This window comes from Faecalispora anaeroviscerum (assembly GCF_947568225.1).
In the GTDB taxonomy this organism is placed as follows: Bacteria; Bacillota; Clostridia; order Oscillospirales; family Acutalibacteraceae; genus Faecalispora; species Faecalispora anaeroviscerum.
The window spans coordinates 619,648-636,473 of sequence record NZ_CANOOQ010000001.1; the positions used below are offsets into that span (position 1 = coordinate 619,648).

Here is a 16,826-nt window from a genome sequence, read left to right on the forward strand (position 1 = left end):
GGGATTTTTTTATATATTTGGCCGGAAAAATGAGGATGGTCATTTCTGGTAGAATTCTTAAGTTTTTCCTGTTTTGGTTGCGAAAGGGCTAACCATGCGGTATAATCAAAAAGTAAAAGCGGTAATATGCCGCAATTTGTCAATAATGATCAGATCGATGGATCGCAGAGCGCAAGAAAGCGCGGTATGAACGAATGGATGACTAAGAAGAATCTGAATCAGAGAGGGATTAATAAGAATGAAACGAATGAGGCCGTCTGTGACCAAACGTTTTTTTTCGGCAGTTCTTTCCGCTGCGGTAACAACCGCGGCGTTTGTCAATATGATGCCGGTTGTAATGGCAGCGCAGGCTACCACAACGGATAAACTAAATATTCGCTCCGGGCCTGGAACAAGCTATCAGATCGTGAAAACAGTGGATAAAGGAATCGCGGTGGAAACAATGGATTCCGGAACCTCCGGCTGGTATAAGATAAAGCTACCCGACGGGACGCAGGGATATTGCAGCTCACAGTATCTGCAGGTTTTGTCTTCCGGCAGCTCGAGCAGTTCCAGCAGTTCCAGTAGCTCAAGCAGTTCCAGCGGATCGTCTTCGACTTATGGCACTTTAACGCTCGACACCCGCAGCTATACGATGGCCCCGGGAAATATTTATGATTTTCGGGCAAAGGTAGAGGGAATGGGTTTGACGCAGGCCAATGTGAAGGTGTATTCCTCACGCACTGGTATTGCAACGGTCACGCGTGTGGCCGGTACAGACAAATACCGTGTTACCGGTAAGAGTGAGGGTGTTTGCTATGTGGTGGCGGAAGCCGCCGGCGTACATGCTTCCATTAAAATTACCGTAAAGAAAGGTGTAAAGCAGGTGGGAGAAGCCACCCGCTCCATTTCTCTTCTGGGGAATCATCCAGACCTGCCTTCCGGCGGGGGTTCCTCTTCCGGCGGGCAAACCACCGCAATCACTCTGGACACAAAGAGTTATCAGTTTGCTTCTGTGGGTAAGACATACCAGTTCCTGGCCAAGGGAATTGCAAGTGGCAGCAGTCCGACGGTCACTTCCTCCGATTCGTCGGTGGTCAGTGTTTCTTTAAAGAATGCCAACGATTCGCGGGGTTATTTGTATGAAATTAAGTCGGTTTCGGCAGGCTCCGCTACCATCACCGTCAGCAGCGGGAGTGCTTCCGCACAGCTGACTGCCAGCGTGCTGGGCTCCGGCAGCTCTGGTGGCCAGACCGGAGCAATTACGCTGGATACATCAAGCTATACCTTTTCTTCCTCCGGCCAGGCCTATCAGTTTCTGGCAAAGGGAGTCTCTCAGGGCAGCAGTCCCACAGTAACCTCTTCCAATTCGTCTGTCGTCAGCGTCTCCTTAAAGAACGCCAACGATTCTCGTGGATACTTATATGAGATCAAAGCGGGTTCGGCAGGCTCTGCCGTTATCACCGTTACCAGCGGCAGTTTTTCCGCCTTTCTGACAGCAAATGTTTCTAGCTCCGGCAGCTCTGGAGGAACCGGTTCTGGAATTACAGGTGCCAGAACGACGACCGGCGTCAATTTGCGCAGCGAGCCGAATACGGACTGCGATAAGCTGGCTGTGCTAGGTTCCGGCGTGGTGGTAGATGTTTTGAATACGACCTCCTACCCGGGCTGGACACAAGTTAGAACAAGCAGTGGTGTTGTCGGCTACTTATATAATGATTATATTGAATTTTTGTATGGAGACGACAATACTCAGGTCTCCGGCCTGAAGCTTTCCAACACCTCAGGGACGATCCCGAAGGGAAAAAGCTATTATGTTACGGCCACGGTGAATCCTGCCGGTTCCGCCGTGACATGGACCTCAAGCAATACCAATGTTGCAACTGTCAGCAATGGTTTTATTTACGGCAATCAGCCCGGCAGCGCGGTTATCACTGCAAAAGCAGGCTCAAGCACGGCAACCTGCAATGTTACCGTCACAGCGGCGGAGGCGGTTAAGGCGGCCTATACGTCCCCGAACGTGGCCGGGATCGGTCAGCAGGTCCAGCTGGTGGCGATAACGGATAACACCCGTTCCGCTGTGCGTTTTGTGGTTTCTGTGAACGACGGTACGAAGAAGACGCTTGATGTCGGCAGCTATACCGCTGAAAGCTCTACCAATGGCAATTTGGCTCCCAACAATACCCGCGTTTGGAAAACGGCGGTCACGTTCTCTTCCCCCGGGACTTATCAGGTTGCTGTATATTCCTCCACGGGCGGCTCCAGTTACAGCAGCACTGGGGTAACCACCAGCAGCTACGTAGTCACCACGCAGGAGAAAACCTCTTCCACACGTGAAAACCGGCGTGTCAGCGACGAGATGCTGACATTGATTGGTAAGTGGGAGGGATACAGTGCGGCCGTTTACCCGGATACTCTGGCCTACAATATTCCGACAATTGGCTATGGCCAAACGTTCGGTGCCGGTACGCTGTTCTACAACAATCAAACGAAAACAGAGGCGTGGGCCCAGCTGCTGAATTCTGTTAACGGCTCGTATACGCAGGCGGTGAACACCTTCCTTGCGAACAACAATATTAAGGCCAGCCAGCAGAACTTTGACGCGATGGTCAGCTTCTCCTATAATGTTGGAGCAGGCTATTGGGGTGGTACCAGCGCATTTGATATCCGTGAGATTATGCTGAACTCCGTGGTTCCCCCAACGCTTTCTTCCGGCACTCTTTCAGCAACGGCAACTCTGAACTTTGATCTGTATCCTTCTGCCAGCACGGCCAGCGGCCGGCTGACAGAGGTGGCCGCCTCCACGTCCCTGCAGGTGCTGCAAACGACGGTGGATTCTTCCACAAAGTCGGTCTGGTATCAGGTACAGGTGCCGGATGGAACCGTAGGCTGGGCGCGGTCTGGGTACATCCGTTTCGACAATGCCGCGAGCTTGCAGCGAGATTTGAGCTACACCGACGCTTATGCGATTGCCACTGAGTGGTTGCGCTGGAATCAGGCTGGCGGCAAGGTCTATGCCGGTCTTGTATACCGCCGTTTGGGAGAAACAAAGGTGTTCTCTTTCGGCAACTATACGGAAGCTGACAGCTCAAACGGAAATTATAAGAAAAACACTTATGGCTACACGTATCCTGTTTCCGCACAGCCATATGTGCAGTAATCTCATATAGGATAAAGACATCCCTGCCGGAGGAAATCCGCAGGGATGTCTTTTTTTGCAATGTCCATTTTTACTGGTTCAGTTCAGAGCGCCTGTGCAGCCTCTTTCTTTTTCTTTGGCTTTTTGCGGTAACGATCCTCTTCGCTAAAAACGCAGCCGCAGTATTTTTGCATATATAATCCCTTTTCCCTGGCCTTTTCCTGTCCTTCGCGAAAATAGGGGCGGAAATCGCGATATAGAAACTCCACGCCGTATTTCTCGGCACTTTTTTCCATAGTTTCGCGCAGCAGCTCGTGATTCTGATAAGGGCTGATCAGCAGGGTAGAGGTAAAGCTGTCAAACCCGTGCTCCGCGGCATATGACGCGGCGGCCTCGGCCCGAACGGAATAGCAGTATCCGCAGCGGCTGTCAAAATCGGGGGAAACATTTCGTATGAACTCCCGCAGGCCGTAGTCGCCCTCCAGAATCAGCTCCATTTCTACGTCCTTTGCGTGCTGAATCAGCGCTTCCTTGCGGCTTCTGTACTCCGTATAGGGGTGAATGTTCGGATTGAACCAAAAGCCGACAGGCTCAATATTTTCACTGCGCAGAGATTCAATACACATAATAGAACAGGGAGCGCAGCAGATATGCAAAAGTGTTTTCATGATTGTCACCTTGTTTTTCTAAGAATATGGGAGAGCATACTGATTGCCAGATGCCCTATTTATTCTTATTATACACCGGTACGGCGGCTGAATCAATCTTGTTTCTTATGCAGAATCTTTTGTCCTAGCATTTGCTGCCCCAGAGGAATGGTCTTGTGTATTTCAGTGCAGTCTTTCAGGGTGCTCTCCAATATTTTCGGTCTAGAGCACGGTACTGTACCGCTTCGGCCGCATGGCGCGTCTCGATGGTGTCGCAGTTGTCCAGATCCGCGATGGTACGGGAGATTTTCAGCACCCGGTCAAACGCTCTGGCTGAAAGCCCCATGCGCTCAAAGGCTGTTTTGAGCAATGTCTGCGCACTCGGGCTCAGGCGGCACACCTCATGCAGCAGGTTCGGAGTGATGCGGGCGTTGCAGGTAATGCCCGTACCGCGAAAGCGCCTGTTTTGCCGTTCCCTTGCCGTATTCACTCTCTCTCGGATTTTTGCGGAACTTTCCGCTTTTTCATTCGAGGAAAGCACGTCGAACTCTACGGGTGGAACCTCAACGTGCAGATCCAGGCGATCCAAAAGCGGCCCGGATATTTTTCCCAGGTAACGGTCTACCGTATTTGACGAGCAAACGCATGCTCTTGTGGGGTGCCCGAAATAACCGCAGGGGCAGGGGTTCATCGCGGCAACCAGCATCACCGAGCTGGGGTAGGTGACACTGCCGCTGACCCGCGAAATGGTAACGGTTCCGTCCTCCAGCGGCTGGCGAAGAACCTCCATGGTATCGCGGTGGAATTCCGGCAGCTCGTCTAGAAAAAGAACGCCGTTGTGCGCGAGCGAGATTTCTCCGGGGCGAACGATCGTGCCGCCGCCGGAAAGCCCGGCCGGCGATACCGTGTGGTGCGGCGCCCGGAAGGGCCGCTCCCACATCAGCGTACTTCCCTTGGGAAGCGTGCCGGCCACGGAATAAATCTGGGTAGTGGTGATGGCTTCCTCTAAGGTCATATCCGGCAAAATGGAGGGCATCCGCTTCGCGAGCATGCTTTTTCCGGAGCCCGGCGGTCCGATTAGAAGCACATTGTGGCTTCCACTGGCCGCAATCTCCAAAGCGCGTTTGGCTGCTTCCTGTCCGCGCACTTCCGAAAAATCGGGCAGGGGAAAAGCCGTATTCCTGCCCGAAAACGGATCGGAAACGCATGGGAGTATCAGTTGCTGCCCTGTCAGGTGCATTACCAGCGAACGGATGTCCATCACGGGGTAAACCCGAAGCCCCTCTACCACAGCGCCCTCCGGCGCGTTTTCCGCGGGAACGAAGAAATCAGTAATCCCTGCCTGTTTTGCGGCCAGTGCCATAGGCAGAATCCCCTTTACGGGCCGCACCTCACCGGAGAGAGACAATTCCCCTACCATAGCGCAATGCTCTGCGTTCCCCTCCAACTGGCCGGAGGCATACAGCAGAGCGGCCAGTACCGGAAGATCATAAATCGGTCCTTCCTTTCGCTTGTCGGCAGGCGCCAGATTCACCGTAATTTTTGATACCGGGTACGTAAACCCGCAGTTTTTCAGTGCGGCCCGAACCCGGTCTCGCGATTCTTTCACCGCGGCGTCAGGCAGGCCCACTACCTCGAATGAGGGAAGACCATTTGAAAGATCGGCTTCCACTTTTACCATAAATGCGTTCATTCCATGCAGCCCAAGGCTGTGCAGAAAGGATACCAATAAAATCCCCCCTAAATTTAAATAAATTATATCGAAATTTTTTTAACTTTTCCATAAAATGGGAAATAAATGCACGTCAAAAATCAAATTGATTGTCGTAAAAAGAGATATTTTGTGCGTCTAATACTATTTTAATGGCTTAATTGCAAATAATTTTGTAATTTTTATTGACTTTAATGAGAGGATCGAGTAAAATAAATATTGTAGAGAATCACTAATACCTGAGGTGCTTATTTTGTTTGATCTATTGCCGGAACATTCTGACCAGCAAGTGGCGGAACTTGTGAACGAAGGAAACACAGATGCCTTTGTTGAGCTGACTGCCCGTTATATGGGGTTGATCCGCGGAAAGGCTTCCGCTTTCCGGGGGGTTCCCATTGAAGCTGAGGATCTATATCAGGAGGGCCTGTTGGGGCTACTTCATGCCGCACACAGCTACCGAACCAGTGGTTCCGCCAGTTTTAAAACATACGCAGGGGTTTGTATTTACCATCAGATGGTAACGGCGTGCCGGTCGGCACTCAGCCGAAAAAATCTTCCTTTACATAATTTTGTTTCTTTCTATGAGGCGGAGCAGGATGATAGTTGGACAACTTCATTCCGATCCGATCAGATTGCCAATCCGGAAACATTGTTGATTGACAGAGAAAACCTGGAAGGGCTTAGAGCCCGTATCAATCAGAGCTTGTCTAAAATGGAGCAGGAAGTGCTATTTTTATATTTAAATGGCTGTACGTACCAAGAGATCGCGCAAAAGCAAGCTGTTTCTGTAAAGGCGGTGGATAATGCGATTCAAAGGGTACGAAAAAAACTGAAAAACCCATTTTAGGATGACTATGCCCGGGTAGCTTACGTAGAGCGTTGGTAATCAAAGGAGTCGGTGCGAATCCGTCTAAGGGCAAATATCTTTATTCAAAGCGAGGTAAAATCAAATGTACGAGGACAAGACTCTCACATGTAAGGAATGCGGCGCGGAATTTGTATTTACTGCCGGCGAGCAGGAGTTTTATGCGGCCAAAGGCTTTGTAAACGAGCCCCAGCGCTGCAAGAGCTGCCGTGATACCCGCAAGAATGCAGCCAAACCGGAACGTGAAATGTTTGTGGCCACCTGCGCTTCCTGCGGAAAAGAAGCAAAGGTTCCGTTTAAGCCCCGTGAGGATCGCCCGGTTTACTGCAGCGAATGCTTTGCAAAGATGAGAGAAGAAGGCTGATAGAAGCGAGCGATTAACGCCCCTTGCGCTTTGCGCAGGGGCGTTATTATTGTATATGGCCCGTATGGCAGGGATTGATTTTTTTTCTTCCGGGTATTATAATAAAAAAGAGTTTAGAAACGGAGGAACGATCCTATGTCAGATATAAAAATCACAAAGGATACTGTCATTGGCAATATTCTTGATTTAGATGAATCCACTGCACCTTTCTTTTTGGAGATGGGTATGCACTGCTTGGGGTGCCCAGCTTCCCGCGGTGAATCGATTCAGGAGGCCTGTATGGTACACGGAGTAGACCCGGATGTGCTTGTAGAGAAGCTGAACGCCCATCTCGGTGCGAAATAAGCATACAGGCATCTGCTATGAATACCGCCCGGCAGTTTATTGCCCGGGCGGTTCTTTTATCCGGCAAAACGGCACTCCCTTTCTGGGGATTTGGCCAGCCGGAATACCGGGGGAGGAATTGTGTGAGCAGACCATTATTTCAGTTAGACCCAAGGCTTCAGCTCTGTGCGGATTTTGTCCGGACGGGGGCTAAAATGGCAGACATCGGCACAGACCATGCCTATCTGCCTGTCTGGCTGGAGAAGCAAGGGCGCATTCGGTCGGCGGTGGCTGTGGATGTCCGTACCGGTCCGCTGAGGAAGGCGGAAGAAAACCTGAAACGCTACCAAACGGAGAAGATCTCCGTGCGCCTCTCGGACGGGCTCGCGAAGATACTGCCGGAAGAAGCGGACGATATTGTGATTGCGGGCATGGGCGGCGAGCTGATCGCCAGAATTTTGTCCGAGGCGCCGTGGGTCAGGCGGGAGGGAAAACGCTTGATACTGCAGCCGATGACCTGTGCACGCGAACTTCGGGACTATTTGCTGCAAAACGGCTTTTCCGTTCTGCGGGAAGAAGCAGTGGAGTCGCGCGGGCATGTATACAGCGTAATGCTTATGTGCTGGCAGCCCGCACAGACTGAGGTTGGGGAGTTGTATCCTTATATCGGCATCCTTCGCCCCAATACCCCTGCGGCCCGTACTTATATTGAAAAACAGGGCACTGCGCTTCGAGTGCGTGGACACGGCCTGAGCGCAAAAGACCCCAATGAGGCGCAGCGACTTTTGCGGGTGGCAGATCAGTTGGAACAGCTCATTCCAAAGGAGGATTTGAAATGAATATGGTAACCGCCGGCGATATTTACGATTTTTTCAATGTCTGCGCTCCGTTTGAGACGGCGATGAGTTTTGATAATGCCGGTTTTCTGGTCGGAGATCGGCAGGTTCCAGTTTCCGCCGTTTTGCTGGCACTCGACATTACGCCCGGTGTAGTGGAGGAAGCAGCCCGGCTAGGCGCTGAACTGATCATCAGTCATCATCCGGTTATTTTTCAGCCGCTGCGCCATATAAAACCGCAGGATGTACCGTATCTTTTGGTACAGCGCGGGATTGCGGCCATCTGCGCCCATACGAATCTCGATCTCGCGCCGGGTGGCGTAAACACCTGCCTGGCGGAGGCTTTGACGCTTGAAGATATTCGTGGGATCAAGCCTTACGCAAAGGACGGACTATGGGAAGGCCTCGTTGGGAATCTGTCGCAAAGCTATTCTCCGGCGAAATTTGCGGAATTTGTGAAACAGGCGTTGTTCTGCGGCGGACTGAAATATGTGGACGGAGGGAAGCCCATCCAAACAGTGGCTTTGTGCGGCGGAGCCGGAGCTGATCTTCTGGAGGATGCGGTGCAGGCCGGGGCGGATGCTTTTGTCACGGCAGACACCAAGCACCATCAGCTGCTTCTGGCAAAGCAGCTCGGCATCACCTTAGTGGATGCCGGCCATTTCAACACCGAGGATGTTGTGATTCTGCCGCTGAAAAACACTCTGCAGGAGCAGTTCCCAACGGTACATTTTCAAAAATCAGAGGCGCTGTGTGATCCTGCACAGTACCTGTAAGGAGGTGCCCCCATGGCCTTAGATGGGGCTTTTTTAAGACATTTATCACAGGAGTTGGAGCAGGCGGCGCAGGGGGCCAGGGTAGAGAAGATCTACCAGCCCAATCGGGAAGAGATGGTCTTTCTGCTGCGTACCCGAGCAGAACAGTTCAAGCTTTTGATTTCCGCCCGCGCGAACAGCGCACGGATTCATTTTACACGCTCTGTGCCGGAAAATCCGAAGCAGCCGCCCATGCTGTGTATGCTGATGCGTAAGCGCCTTTCCGGCGCTAAGCTGCTGCAGATTCGTCAGCCGCAGCTGGAACGTCTGCTCTTTCTGGATTTTGAAGCTGTCAATGAACTGGGTGACCTTGTTCGTCTGACAGTGGTTTCCGAAATCATGGGGCGGTACAGCAATATTATTTTAATAGATGAAGAAGGTCGGGTCATCGATGCGCTCAAGCGTGTGGATGCTGAAATGAGTTCCGAACGCCTAGTTCTCCCGGGCCTGCGGTATGAGCTTCCGCCGGCGCAGGGAAAGCTGTGCCTGCTCGAAGTTCAGCCCCAGAAGGTGCTGGAGGGGCTGTTCGCCCAACCGAAGGAAATGGAGCTTTCGAAAGGGCTGCTGTCTGTTTTGCAGGGCGTGTCCCCCGTTGTCTGCCGCGAGATACAGCACCGCGTCGGCCGGGGAGAACAGGTGTTGGTTCACGGGATGACAGATACGCAAAGGGAGCGCCTGCTGTTCTTTTTGGGCCGTTTAAAGCAGGAGGTGGAGGGGTGCTCTGGAGTTCCGCATCTCGTTCTGGGGCCCGACAAAAAGCCGATTGACTTTTCCTTTCTCCGCCCGGAGCAATACGGAACCTCCGCAGTTGTGCGTGAGCACGCCAGCTTTTCGGAGCTTTTGGATGCATTTTACGAAGAGCGCGATCACATTGACCGTATGCGGGTTCGGGAGCAGGATTTGTTCCGACACCTGACGACGATTTCTGACCGGCTCAGCAGAAAAATCAACGCGCAGCGCGGCGAGCTGGTTCAGTGCGCGGAACGGGAGCATTTGCGCGTCTGCGGGGATTTGCTTAACGCCAATCTGTATCAGATCGAGCCGGGCCTGTCCAGCGTGGAGCTGGAGAATTTTTATGACGAATCTTTGCCAAAGCTGCGTATCCGGCTTGATCCGCGGCTTACACCTTCCCAGAACGCGCAGAAATATTATAAGGATTACCGCAAGGCGCGCACGGCGGAGGAAAAGCTGACGGAGCAGATCGCGCAGGCTCAACAGGAGCTTCTATACCTCGATACGGTTCTGGAAGAGCTGAGCCGTGCGGAAACGGAGCGCGATCTGCTCGAGGTTCGGCAGGAACTGCAGGAGCAGGGGTATCTAAAGGCCCCTAAGGGGAGCAAGCAAAAGCCGGTGGCTGCCGCCGCGCCGATGGAATTTACTGTTTCTGACGAATTCCGGGTTCTTGTGGGCCGGAATAACAGGCAGAACGACCGCCTGACGCTGAAGCTTGCCAATAATAATGATATTTGGTTCCATACCAAAAACATTCCAGGTTCCCACACCATTCTGGTGACAGACGGAAAGACACCAACCGAAAGTGCCTTGTTGGATGCTGCGCGCCTGGCTGCCGTTCACAGCAAAGGGAAGTCCTCTTCTCAGGTGCCGGTGGATTATACTCAGGTGCGGCATGTACACAAGCCAGCGGGAGCCAAGCCCGGTATGGTGATTTATGAAAATTATCGTACAATGTATGTAACGCCGGAAGAAGAAAAGTCATGACCCCTAGGGGCCATGACTATAGTTTTGTTTAAAGTTAGGTCTCGCTTTCAATGATCTCCTGGTTTATTCCGGTTTCTGTTTGTGCCGCTGTAATTTCCAATCGTTTCGCACGTTGCACCAATATTTGTGAAATAATCATATGGCACAGCTCTCCGAAGAAGAAAGCAAAATAAAGCCCTTTTCCGGAAAACAGTTCGATAGAGAGAATCAGAAAGATCTGGATGAAACCGATGCATCGCAGAAAAGAGATTGCTGTGGAAAAGGTGTTTTGTTCCGTTGCCTGGAAGAACAAAATATTCATCAGAGTAACTCCGATGGCGATGTGCGCCAATGGATAAAGTCGAAGCATGTGACTGGTTAGTGCAGTTAACTCAGGGTTTCCTGCGTGGAACAAAGAAACGATTCCGTCACTGAAAATAAAGCAAACGGATACCAACAGTACAGGAATAACGATATTTGTACGTACCCCCAAGTGATAGATATGTGTAAAAGCCTTTTTATTCCCCTGGCCATGATAGAGGCTCATTAGTGGCTGCGCACCTTGCGTAACACCAATTAAAACCATGTTGATGATGGCACAAACATAACCGACAATGGAATACGCTGTCACTCCGAGTGTGCCCACATGGTAAATGATTGCGAGATTAAAAGAAAATGTAACGGCAGGCAAGCTGAGTTCCATGAGGAAGGTAGCAAAGCCATTACTCACAATCCTTTTTATGTCCACGAAATGGAAGACGGGCTTTCTGATCCGGAGCATCCCCTTTTTACTCCAAAAATAGGTTGCATAAAATGTAAGCTCCAGCAGCATCCCAACACCGTTTGTTATGGCGGCTGCTTCAATACCGTAATGAAGAATAAGGATAAGGATAACATCAAGGATGGTATTAACGATTGCTCCAGTGACAGTTGCTACCATTACGAGTCTGGGGGCATTGTCATTGCGCACAAAGACGGAAAGTAGACACACAATCATTTGAAACAGAAAAAACGGCGCCATCCATTTTAAATAGGCCATGGCAGAAAGCAGCAACGCCTCGTTAGCCCCTGCGAGCAAGACCAGCTGCTCCCGAAAAAAGAACCCCGGAAGGGTCATAACAAAGCCGATTACAAAGGCGATTGCCAGGCACTGGCAAAAAATATTGTTCGCTTTCACCAACTCTCCCTGTCCTTTGTAAAAAGAGTAAACATTAGCGCCTCCTACCGCTATCAGCATAGCCAGGGCAATAACGATCATGCCAAATGGAAAAACAATATTGATCGCAGCAAGTGCAATTTCTCCGATCCCCTGTCCCACAATGATGCCATCTAAAACAATGTAAAGAGCCTGAACGACCATGCCGATAACGGAAGGAATCACATACTTGATAAACTGTTTGTTAATTACTTTAAGACTTGCGTTTTGAGCATCCATATGATCTTTACCCTCCAGAATCAAACTAATTAGAAAAAGCAAGTAAACTTATTTTGACCAGTCTTAAAAGGTGTCAATAGCTTTGACCTTCGCTCGTAGACCTAGCATTTTTAAACTAAAAAGGCCAGATAATATACCGGGTATAATCCCGACATCTTATCTGGCCTTGTTTTGATAAAAAGCCCTCCGATGACACTCTCAAATTAATATACAATTTGAGTTCATAATTATTATAACAGAATAAAATTGTAAAGTTTTTATTTGAAGAATGTTTGAGAATATGCAAGGTATATCCTGTTTCAATGTTTTTTTCATCTGTCCAAAGAATTGCTCTTGTTTGTAATATAATATTATTTTAGCATTAATTGCTAAAACAGTCAATCTTAACCTATTCGTCAACGAAATTAAGATAATAGCCTGGCTGCTGAATAAAGAAAAGTCCGACTCCGGCATTGTAGGTGATGTTTGTAGACGGTGCATTAATCGAAGTATCAAATCATACGTTAATATTGTTTGCAACTCTTGCACCGCTACTTCCCTGAAGCTGAACCTGTAAGCCGTCAAGAACGGCTACTGCGGCAGGTCCAGTTGGTCCGGTGGGTCGGTAATATTAGAAAAACGAACTGCCTTTAAAATACGGTTCATTTAAACCGCCTCGGATTGAGTGTTGATTTTAATGAATTCCATTACCCGGAGTAGCTCGTCAGCAAACTTAAACTTGACATTGATGTTGCCATTCTCATATACTTTGATATAGTTTACAAGTTCAACTAAAACCTCTCTTATCAGCTTGTCGATAGTTTCAAACTTCTTAAAAACTACTAAGCAAAAACTTTCTACGTGAATACCGTTTTGCAATTCGGTCTGCTCTCATATAAATTGTTGACAATCTCATTGATTGCGGCTCCAAGCCGGATAGAATGGCTTTTTTAAAGCGAAGCTGTGCTTGATGCATTCCAGAGTGTTTACATAATGTACCGTAAGATATACCTGCTGCTGAATGGCATACGAATCCGTTTTTGGAAATTTTCATCGTATTGATTATCAAAGAGAAGTCTTCTCATTTTTGTCGCAATTTTTTCTCAGTCGTGTTACAATATTATACCAGAAGGTTATTGTTTAAGAGAGGGGGGAGAGAACATATTGTATTACAAACCGAAACACGCTGCTCCCCGCCCGATTCATATTGACCGAATCATTTTTGTTTTGATATTGCTTACCGAATTTACCTATGGCGTATATTTAGGCTATTTTAAGGGTGTTCTTCTCGGAGACGCTGTAAGCCGCACTGCCAATGCGTTTTATGTGCTGTTTTGCAAGCCGTATCGCTTCACATCCATAGGGCTTGTGTGGAATCCGTTGCCCAGTGTATTACAACTTCCCTTTGTAGCGCTTGCGCATTTTTGGAGGCCTATTGTCACCAAGGGAATCGGTGCGGCTGCGGTAACGGCATTCTTTGCCGCATGGCAGGGAAAAACGCTCCTGCGTACATTTGAACTGCTAAAGGTAGAACGTATGCCTTCCCTCGTGATCACTTTGCTGTTCTGTTTCAACCCTTATATCTTTTTTTATGGGGCAAATGGCATGACAGAGATTATCGCTTCCGCCTTTGCCATACAGGCCGTTTGCGCACTTTCCCTTTGGATGCGGACGGGGCGGGCCAGCCATCTTCTTGCTTTGGGCGTTGGCTGTGTGGGGATGTTCCTCACTCGCTATGAAGCGATTCCCTTCGCTTTGACTCTTGGTTTTGGGATGTTCCTCCATATGCTGTTCAGTCAGAGGGAGCAGAGATATTACCCAGAAAGAAACTGGAAAGAAAGATTTTTCTATGTGGAAGGAACTATGTGGGTCACCTTCCTGCCGATCATTTACACGGTATTGGTCTGGATTTTATTTAACTGGACCATTACCGGGAATCCTTTATATTTTTTGAACTCGGGTTACTCGATGAATGCCTATTCGGCTTATTACACCGATTATGGTGGCTTGGTTGGGGCGATACCCTATGTGTGGGCTAGAATCTGGCCATTTCTGTTTGCTCTTGCCGGGCTGGTTTTAATACGGTTTCTATCAGGAACCCTTCTAAGCATCGATACTGCTATCATTATGGCAGTAACGCTGGGGCTTTCTATCTTTCAGTTTTTTATGATTGCCAAGGGCTCATCGGGTGGCTATGTGCGGTATCTCTGCTATCCTTTGATGTTGGCCGTAGCGTGGGTGCCTTATCAGCTTTCTGTGCTAAAAAAGGCGGCGCGACAGATAGCCACTGTTATTCTTTGTGTAGTGCTGGCTTTTAATAGTGCTTATTTTGTCTGGGCATTTGAACATTCTTCCCTTATGAGGGAGGATACTCTATATATGGTTCCGGCGCACACCGAGCAGATTGCAGATTATATTAATACCAATTTAAGGGATAAAAGAATCCTGATGGATTCCTATCTGACCTATTATGCTGTTATGAACGTGGATAACGTGGATAATCTGGTGATCAGCTGTACTCCGGAATTTGCGCAGGCGGTGGCGGACCCTGTGGGGTATAATATTGATTATGTCATTGTTCCGCAGATTGGGAGCTATGGCAATATGGATGCCCTGAATATCGCTTATCCCAACCTTTATTGGCATGGGGAGGAATGGTGCGAAGAAGTGGCCTCTGTAGAGGGTTATAAAATCTACAAAGTGCTGAAATGAAAGGGGGTGTTTGAGTGGAGAAAAATCTGAATGGATTTGGCGGACGATTGGTGAAAGCTGGCCTTATCAACGAGGAACAGTTGGCTGATGCGCTTTTGTGGCAAAAGCAGGAGGACACCTTGCTGGGCGAAACTCTGGTCAATCATGGAATCATTACCAGAGAGCAGCTTTTTCGTTTTATCTTCACCAGTCCCGGCGCGACATTGGGCGAAGTTTTGATCGGCAACGGCTATATCGACCGTGAGCAATTAGCCGAGGCGCTTCGCTACCAACAACAATATGGCGGACGATTGGGTACGATCTGCGTTTCCCTTGGCTTTTTGACTCCCCAGCAGTTGGAGTCCACGCTGGCACAGCGTGTTGCGCCCAAAGGTCGGCTGGGGGATGAGCTGCTGCGTTTGGGCATCATTACGCAGGAACAACTGGATACCGCGCTGGAAACTCAGAAGCGCAGCGGCGGGCGATTGGGAGAGATTCTGCTTTTTTTAGAATATGTCACGGAGGAGCAGCTATACCGTGTTTTGGCAACACAAGGAGAAATAGGACGGCTGGGCAGCAATGTGCGCTTGGCAGATGTGCGTGCTCTGCCTTACAAAATGGCCAATCGTTACGCCGCCATCATTATTCGGGAAGAAAAGCAGTATACTGTTGTAGCTGTAGAGGCCAAGCTGGGTGAAGATGCCGTCAAGGACATTGAAGCTTATTTGGGAAAACCCATTGAGCAGGTTCTTATGACCAACGCGGAGCGGCTGCAATTTTGGGAGCAGGCTTATCGCCGCGAGGAGATTCTTGGAAGCGTGTTCGCTCTTTATGATGAACAGCCACAAAACTCCGCAATTGAAACCTTTACCACCACGCAGTTGGTTGTGCTGTTAGCGCTCTTCGCTGTGTTTTTGCTGGCACTAACGGCAAACTGGTTTACTACCCTGCTCACACTGGTGATTGTTTTTCAAATTGCCTATCTTTCGATGGCGATCGCAAAATTTTGGATTGTAATTAAAGGCGCCCGCCATAATGCACAGCTGCGCTTTTCAGCGGAAGAGGTGGCCGCTGTGCATGAGGCCGAGTTGCCGGTATACACTTTGCTCATTCCGGTTTATAAGGAAAAAGAGGTACTGCCTGATCTTTTGAAAAGAATCCAAAATCTTGACTACCCAAAATATAAATTAGACGTTCGGATTTTGCTGGAGGAAAATGACCCCGAAACCATTGCGGTGGTTCATGCAATGCGGTTGCCCAGCTACTTTACCCCCATCATTGTACCTGCATCCAAGCCACAAACGAAACCCAAGGCCTGCAACTACGGGTTGCTGCAAGCAAAGGGGGAATATGTGGTCATCTACGATGCGGAGGACAGACCTGAGCCGGATCAGCTCAAAAAAGCTTATTTGGCTTTTCAACAGTTGCCGGAGGAATATGTGTGCATCCAGGCTAAGCTCAATTATTTCAACAGTCGGCAAAATCTGCTTACCAGACTGTTTACACAGGAGTACAGCATGTGGTTTGAACTTCTGCTGGTAGGCATTATGCAGATGGATATTCCCATCCCGTTGGGGGGCACCTCCAACCACTTCAAGATGAGCTTTTTGAAGCGGGTAGGCGGCTGGGATCCTTTCAACGTAACCGAAGACGCAGATCTGGGTATCAGGCTTTACAAATATCGGTATAAAACCGCTATTTTGGATTCCCGCACTTGGGAGGAAGCCAACAGCGACATTGGCAACTGGATTCGCCAACGTTCTCGCTGGATCAAGGGCTATATGCAGACCTTCTTCGTACATATGCGTCAGCCGGTTAAATTTTACCGTCAGATAGGTTTCCGGGGGATGCTCGGGTATCTGGCCATGATTTTGGGAACTCCGTTACTTCCGCTGCTCAACCCCATCTTCTGGGGAATGATGGTGGTCTGGCTGATCCTTCAGCCAGCGTGGGTACAGATGTTTTTCCCGGGGCCGATTTACTATATCTCGGTGATTCAGTTGATTATTGGCAACTTTATCTTCATCTACATGAATATCGTTGGTACGTATTATGTCATCCGTGACTGCGCGATTAAGAAAGACCAGCCTTTTTCCTATGGGCTGATTCGGTCGGGATTGCTGACCCCGCTATACTGGGTTTTGATGAGCGTTGCGGCCTATAAAGCATTGTTTCAATTGATCGTAAAGCCTCATTATTGGGAAAAGACCCTCCATGGTCTGACTGAACAGTCTAATGTTGATCAGATGCAATTCATTGAACACCTAGTGACCGTAGAGCAAATTGAGGGCAGGAACGATGAAAACAAGTCAAGTAATTCAATTAGAAAGTAAGAGGATAGAG

12 protein-coding genes are annotated in these 16,826 nt (G+C 49.4%); 9 read left to right on the top strand and 3 right to left on the bottom strand.

Annotated elements, in window-relative coordinates; genetic code table 11:
* Window positions 1–238 precede the first annotated feature (238 nt).
* Window positions 239–3,139 (top strand): SH3 domain-containing protein, encoded by a 2,901-nt coding sequence (locus QOS46_RS03050; protein ID WP_283607206.1) that lies wholly within the window; start codon window positions 239–241, stop codon window positions 3,137–3,139.
* A gap of 83 nt (window positions 3,140–3,222) precedes the next feature.
* On the opposite strand, the gene QOS46_RS03055 is transcribed toward QOS46_RS03050, so the two are convergent.
* Both QOS46_RS03055 and QOS46_RS03060 read right to left on the bottom strand, forming a co-directional pair.
* Complete coding sequence (locus tag QOS46_RS03055; RefSeq protein WP_283607208.1) at window positions 3,223–3,786, bottom strand: epoxyqueuosine reductase QueH; 564 nt, start codon at window positions 3,784–3,786, stop codon at window positions 3,223–3,225.
* 175 nt (window positions 3,787–3,961) lie between these two features.
* Window positions 3,962–5,494 (bottom strand): YifB family Mg chelatase-like AAA ATPase, encoded by a 1,533-nt coding sequence (locus tag QOS46_RS03060; RefSeq protein WP_283607210.1) that lies wholly within the window; start codon window positions 5,492–5,494, stop codon window positions 3,962–3,964.
* Window positions 5,495–5,777: 283 nt separating this feature from the next.
* Here QOS46_RS03060 and QOS46_RS03065 point away from each other — a divergent pair, with 283 nt between their 5' ends.
* From QOS46_RS03065 to QOS46_RS03090, 6 genes are all read left to right on the top strand, one after another.
* Complete coding sequence (locus tag QOS46_RS03065; protein WP_283607211.1) at window positions 5,778–6,323, top strand: sigma-70 family RNA polymerase sigma factor; 546 nt, start codon at window positions 5,778–5,780, stop codon at window positions 6,321–6,323.
* Between the two features lie 103 nt (window positions 6,324–6,426).
* On the top strand, window positions 6,427–6,705 hold the full coding sequence (locus tag QOS46_RS03070) for a zinc-ribbon domain containing protein (RefSeq protein WP_283607213.1): 279 nt from the start codon (window positions 6,427–6,429) through the stop codon (window positions 6,703–6,705).
* A gap of 135 nt (window positions 6,706–6,840) precedes the next feature.
* Window positions 6,841–7,050 carry a DUF1858 domain-containing protein gene (locus QOS46_RS03075; protein WP_283607215.1) on the top strand — a complete coding sequence of 70 codons (210 nt, stop codon included), beginning with the start codon at window positions 6,841–6,843 and terminating at the stop codon, window positions 7,048–7,050.
* 122 nt (window positions 7,051–7,172) lie between these two features.
* Complete coding sequence (locus QOS46_RS03080; protein ID WP_283607217.1) at window positions 7,173–7,868, top strand: class I SAM-dependent methyltransferase; 696 nt, start codon at window positions 7,173–7,175, stop codon at window positions 7,866–7,868.
* Window positions 7,865–8,641 carry a Nif3-like dinuclear metal center hexameric protein gene (locus tag QOS46_RS03085; RefSeq protein ID WP_283607219.1) on the top strand — a complete coding sequence of 259 codons (777 nt, stop codon included), beginning with the start codon at window positions 7,865–7,867 and terminating at the stop codon, window positions 8,639–8,641. Before QOS46_RS03080 ends, QOS46_RS03085 begins: the two co-directional genes overlap by 4 nt.
* A gap of 12 nt (window positions 8,642–8,653) precedes the next feature.
* Window positions 8,654–10,399, top strand: a complete 1,746-nt coding sequence (locus QOS46_RS03090) for an Rqc2 family fibronectin-binding protein (protein ID WP_283607222.1) — start codon at window positions 8,654–8,656, stop codon at window positions 10,397–10,399.
* Window positions 10,400–10,433: 34 nt separating this feature from the next.
* On the opposite strand, the gene QOS46_RS03095 is transcribed toward QOS46_RS03090, so the two are convergent.
* Window positions 10,434–11,813: an MATE family efflux transporter gene (locus QOS46_RS03095; RefSeq protein WP_283607225.1), complete on the bottom strand. Its 1,380-nt coding sequence runs from the start codon at window positions 11,811–11,813 to the stop codon at window positions 10,434–10,436.
* Window positions 11,814–12,956: 1,143 nt separating this feature from the next.
* Here QOS46_RS03095 and QOS46_RS03100 point away from each other — a divergent pair.
* Complete coding sequence (locus tag QOS46_RS03100) at window positions 12,957–14,504, top strand: dolichyl-phosphate-mannose--protein mannosyltransferase (protein WP_283607227.1); 1,548 nt, start codon at window positions 12,957–12,959, stop codon at window positions 14,502–14,504.
* Window positions 14,505–14,518: 14 nt separating this feature from the next.
* On the top strand, window positions 14,519–16,816 hold the full coding sequence (locus QOS46_RS03105) for a glycosyltransferase family 2 protein (RefSeq protein WP_283607229.1): 2,298 nt from the start codon (window positions 14,519–14,521) through the stop codon (window positions 16,814–16,816).
* Window positions 16,817–16,826: the final 10 nt, after the last annotated feature.

Coding starts and splice junctions, on each gene's coding strand:
- QOS46_RS03055 (WP_283607208.1), bottom strand. CDS start 3,786: ATGAAAACACTTTTGCATATCTGCTGCGCTCCCTGTTCTATTATGTGT.
- QOS46_RS03070 (WP_283607213.1), top strand. CDS start 6,427: ATGTACGAGGACAAGACTCTCACATGTAAGGAATGCGGCGCGGAATTT.
- QOS46_RS03095 (WP_283607225.1), bottom strand. CDS start 11,813: ATGGATGCTCAAAACGCAAGTCTTAAAGTAATTAACAAACAGTTTATC.
- QOS46_RS03090 (WP_283607222.1), top strand. CDS start 8,654: ATGGCCTTAGATGGGGCTTTTTTAAGACATTTATCACAGGAGTTGGAG.
- QOS46_RS03075 (WP_283607215.1), top strand. CDS start 6,841: ATGTCAGATATAAAAATCACAAAGGATACTGTCATTGGCAATATTCTT.
- QOS46_RS03050 (WP_283607206.1), top strand. CDS start 239: ATGAAACGAATGAGGCCGTCTGTGACCAAACGTTTTTTTTCGGCAGTT.
- QOS46_RS03085 (WP_283607219.1), top strand. CDS start 7,865: ATGAATATGGTAACCGCCGGCGATATTTACGATTTTTTCAATGTCTGC.